This window comes from Nonomuraea rhizosphaerae (genome assembly GCF_019396405.1).
Lineage (GTDB): Bacteria > Actinomycetota > Actinomycetes > Streptosporangiales > Streptosporangiaceae > Nonomuraea > Nonomuraea rhizosphaerae.
Window position 1 is genome coordinate 1 of record NZ_JAHKRL010000471.1, and the last position, 3,884, is coordinate 3,884.

The 3,884-nt window shown below is 72.5% G+C and carries 5 protein-coding genes and 1 pseudogene; 4 read left to right on the forward strand and 2 right to left on the reverse strand.

What is annotated here, in order from left to right; translation table 11 throughout:
• Together KME77_RS24135 and KME77_RS24140 are read right to left on the reverse strand one after the other, a co-directional pair.
• Positions 1 to 283: Gfo/Idh/MocA family protein (locus tag KME77_RS24135; protein WP_219471219.1), on the reverse strand; the 283-nt coding region annotated here is incomplete at its 3' end.
• A gap of 77 nt (positions 284 to 360) precedes the next feature.
• Positions 361 to 1,116 carry an IclR family transcriptional regulator gene (locus KME77_RS24140; RefSeq protein WP_308250874.1) on the reverse strand — a complete coding sequence of 252 codons (756 nt, stop codon included), beginning with the start codon at positions 1,114 to 1,116 and terminating at the stop codon, positions 361 to 363.
• Between the two features lie 80 nt (positions 1,117 to 1,196).
• Here KME77_RS24140 and KME77_RS24145 point away from each other — a divergent pair, with 80 nt between their 5' ends.
• The 4 genes and pseudogenes from KME77_RS24145 to KME77_RS24160 form a co-directional block, all read left to right on the forward strand.
• Positions 1,197 to 2,366: a 4-hydroxybenzoate 3-monooxygenase gene (locus KME77_RS24145; RefSeq protein WP_219471220.1), complete on the forward strand. Its 1,170-nt coding sequence runs from the start codon at positions 1,197 to 1,199 to the stop codon at positions 2,364 to 2,366.
• Between the two features lie 20 nt (positions 2,367 to 2,386).
• Positions 2,387 to 3,055 carry a protocatechuate 3,4-dioxygenase subunit beta gene (gene pcaH / locus KME77_RS24150; protein WP_219471221.1) on the forward strand — a complete coding sequence of 223 codons (669 nt, stop codon included), beginning with the start codon at positions 2,387 to 2,389 and terminating at the stop codon, positions 3,053 to 3,055.
• Positions 3,052 to 3,543: a protocatechuate 3,4-dioxygenase subunit alpha gene (pcaG, locus tag KME77_RS24155; protein WP_219471222.1), complete on the forward strand. Its 492-nt coding sequence runs from the start codon at positions 3,052 to 3,054 to the stop codon at positions 3,541 to 3,543. Before pcaH ends, pcaG begins: the two co-directional genes overlap by 4 nt.
• Positions 3,533 to 3,884 (forward strand): annotated as a pseudogene (locus KME77_RS24160) (hypothetical protein); the annotation flags it as partial. The gene pcaG and the pseudogene KME77_RS24160, both read left to right, overlap by 11 nt.

The following is a 3,884-nucleotide window of genomic DNA, read 5'->3' on the forward strand; positions in this document are numbered from 1 at the left end:
CCCAGGCGCCCGCGCGCAGCCCCGCCTCGGTCTGCGCGGCGTGCAGCGAGGGCGGGCTGCACACGGCCACCAGGTCAGGTCGCACCTCGGCGAGCATGCCGTCGAGGTCGTCGGACGCGTACGCCAGGCCGAACCGGTCCGCGAACGCCTGGGCCAGCTCGGTGGTCGCGTCCACGACGGCGACCACCTCGGCCTCGTCGGACACCGCCTCGAACGCCGGCATGTGCGCGAAGCTCGCGATCGCGCCGCCGCCGACCACGGCGACGCGGAGTGGGGAGGACACCGGGGGACTCCTAAGGGAAAGCGCTTACCAACGGTAACCGTAGAGGTCCCGGGCACCTTCCTGCAAGAGCTTCGCGGTCAGGCTGCTGTGGCGATCGCCTTACCGATCTGCTCCGTGGCCCTGAGCAGCGGCTCGACCAGCCGGGGCAGCTCGCGGGCGCGCCTGGAGGCCAGCACGATGCCGAGCGCCGCGACGGCCCTGCCGTCCACCAGCACCGGCGCCGCCGCCGAGCAGGAGCCGAGCGTCATCTCCTCGTACGTCAGCGCGTACCCCTGCGCCCGCACCGTGGCCAGCTCCCTGGCCAGCCGGCCGGGCTCGGTGATCGTGTGCCGGGTCGGCCGTTCGAGCTCGCGCTCCAGGTAGGAGCGGACGAACCAGTCCGGCTCGAACGCCAGCAGCGCCCTGCCCACCCCCGTCGGGTGCATCGGCAGCCGCGCCCCCGTCCTGGACACGATCGGCACCGCCCGCCGCCCGGCGACCTTGTCCACGTACAGGACCTCCATGCCGTCGCGCACGGCGATGTGCACGTTCTCGCCGGTGCTGGCGAACAGCTCCTGCAGCCACGGATGCGCCAGATCCTGCAGCCGGGCCGGCGCGAGCTGGCCCAGCTCCCACAGGCGCAGCCCGATGCGCAGCCGCCCGTCGGGCGCGCGGCTCAGCGCCTGCCACTCCTCCAGCTCGCCGGCCAGCCGGTGCACGGTGCTCAGCGGCAGGCCGCTGCGCCTGGCCAGGTCGGTCAGCGTGAGCTGCGGATGGCCGGAGTCGAACGCGCCCAGGATGGCCAGCACCTTGGACGTCACCGTCCGTCCGGGTTCGCGAGATCCGCCTGCCACACCACCATCCTGCATGAATATTCCACTGAGTGGAAGCGGAGTCTCGGACCGGCGGCCGTCCAGGCGGGATGCTGCCCTGTATGAGGACACAGGTGGGAATCGTCGGGGCCGGCCCCGCGGGTCTGCTCCTGTCCCACCTGCTCCATCTGCGCGGCATCTCCTCCGTGGTGCTGGAGAAGCGCAGCCGCGACTACGTGGAGCGGCGCGTGCGCGCCGGGGTGCTGGAACAGGGGACGGTGGACACGCTGGTCGAGGCCGGCGTCGGCGCGCGGATGCTGCGTGAGGGACTGCCGCACAACGGCATCGAGCTGCGGTACGGCGGGCAGGGCCACCGCATCGCGTTCGAGAAGCTGGTGCCGGGCAGGTCCATCACCGTGTACGGCCAGCAGGAGGTGGTCAAGGACCTGATCGCCGCCAGGCTGGAGGCGGGCGGCGACGTGCGGTTCGAGATCGAGGACGTGGCGCTGCACGCGCTGGATCCGGAGCCCGGCTCCGGGCCGTACCTGACCTTCGGCGGCGAACGGCTCGACTGCGACGTCATCGCCGGGTGCGACGGCTTCCACGGCGTGTCCAGGCCGTCGATCCCCGAGGGCATCCTGAGCGTCTTCGAGCGGGAATACCCCTTCGCCTGGCTCGGCATCCTGGCGCATGTGGCGCCCTCGTCCGAGGAGCTGATCTACACCAGGACCGAACGCGGCTTCGCGCTACACAGCATGCGCTCGCCCACTGTCAGCCGCTTCTACCTCCAGGTGCCGCCCGACGCCACCGTCGAGGAATGGCCGGACGAGCGGATCTGGGACGAGCTGAAGGCCCGGCTGGAGACCGTCCCCGGCTTCACGCTGGCCACCGGCGAGATCTTCGAGAAGGGCGTCACCCCGATGCGCGCCTTCGTCGCCGAGCCCATGCAGCACGGCAGGCTCTACCTCGCCGGCGACGCCGCCCACATCGTGCCGCCCACCGGCGCCAAGGGCCTCAACCTCGCCGTCGCCGACGTGCGCGTCCTGACCGAGGCCATCGACCGCTACCTCACCACCGGCTCCGCCGGCCTGCTCGACGGCTACTCCGCCGCCTGCCTCAAGCGGATCTGGCGGGCCCAGCACTTCTCCTGGTGGATGACGACGCTGCTGCACACCTTCGACTCCGACGACGAGTACGCCAGGCGGCTGCAGCTCTCGTACCTGGACTACGTGACCACCTCCGAGGCGGCCGCCACCACGCTGGCGGAGAACTACGTGGGCATGCCGTGGTGAGACCTACCCGAAGGACCGAAATGATCCATCCTCCGTACCTGAGCCCCGACTACCGCAGCACCGTCCTGCGCGCGCCCGCGCAGGCGCCGGTCGCGTTCAAGGGCGATCCGGACGCGATCGAGCTGACCAGCCCCGTCTTCGGTCACGACGAGGTCGGCGCGCTCGACAACGACCTCACCAGGCAGCACGAGGGCGAGCCGATCGGCGAGCGCGTCATCGTCACCGGCCGGATCCTGGACTCCTCCGGGCGGCCGGTCCGCGACACGCTGGTGGAGCTGTGGCAGGCCAACGCCGCCGGCCGCTACGCCCACGAGCTCGACCAGCACCCCGCCCCCCTCGACCCGAACTTCACCGGCGCCGGCCGCTGCCTCACCGACTCCGACGGGCGCTACCGGTTCGTCACGATCAAGCCGGGCGCCTACCCCTGGCGCAACCACCACAACGCCTGGCGGCCCGCGCACCTGCACTTCTCGGTGTTCGGGCGGGCCTTCACCGAGCGGCTGGTCACCCAGATGTACTTCCCCGGCGACCCGCTGATGGCCTTCGACCCGATCTACCGGTCGATCCCGGACGAGGCGTCCAGGCAGCGGCTGATCTCCGCCTTCTCCATGGACCTCACCGAGCCCGAATGGGCCCTCGGGTACACCTTCGACATCGTGCTCGGCAGCACCCCTACGGAGTCGTCATGACACTCACGCCGTCCCAGACCGTGGGGCCGTTCTTCAGCCACGCGCTGCCGTACGCGCACGACTGGGAGCTGGTGCCGGACTCGTACGCCGGGGCCGTCACGCTGACCGGGCACGTGTACGACGGCGACGGCGCGCCGGTGCCGGACGCGCTGCTGGAGCTGTGGCTCGGCCAGACCGGGGACCGGGGGGTGCTGCGGCGGGGCTCCGGGCTGGTGTCCGGGTTCGGCAGGTGCGCCACGGCCGCGGACGGCTCCTTCAGGTTCCGTACGGCCCGGCCGTCGGGGCCCTATCTGTCGTTGCAGGTGTTCGCGCGGGGGCTGCTGCGCTCGGTGCTGACGCGGGTATACCTGGAGGACCGGCCGGACCCGCTGCTGGACAGCCTGGAGCCGGCCCGCCGCAAGACGCTGATCGCCGAGGGGGCGGACGGCCGGTACCGGTTCGACGTGCGGCTGCAAGGGGACGGGGAGACGGTTTTTCTTGACTTCTGACTCTGCCGGGGCTCCGGGCCCGGACTCCGGGCTGCTGGCGCCGGTGCGGGCGGGGACGCGGGTGGAGGCGGCGACCTCGGACGTGGCGTGGTCGCGCGCCATGCTGGACGCCGAGGCGGCGCTGGCCCGCGCCCAGGGCCGCCTCGGGCTCGTCCCGCCGGACGCGGCGGCGCTGATCTCCCGCGTGGCCGCGGAGTTCGCGCCGGACCTGCCCGGACTGGCGGCGCGCGCCCGGCAGGCCGCCAACCCCGTCGTCCCGCTGGTCGCCGACCTCCGCGCGGCCGTGAAGGCCGCCGCCCCCTCGGAGCAGGGGATTGGCTCGGCGTCGGCGGCCGGTTCAG

Bases quoted from the DNA above. Each gene is read 5' to 3' on its own strand.
- pcaG (WP_219471222.1), top strand. From the start codon at position 3,052: ATGACACTCACGCCGTCCCAGACCGTGGGGCCGTTCTTCAGCCACGCG.
- pcaH (WP_219471221.1), top strand. From the start codon at position 2,387: ATGATCCATCCTCCGTACCTGAGCCCCGACTACCGCAGCACCGTCCTG.
- KME77_RS24145 (WP_219471220.1), top strand. From the start codon at position 1,197: ATGAGGACACAGGTGGGAATCGTCGGGGCCGGCCCCGCGGGTCTGCTC.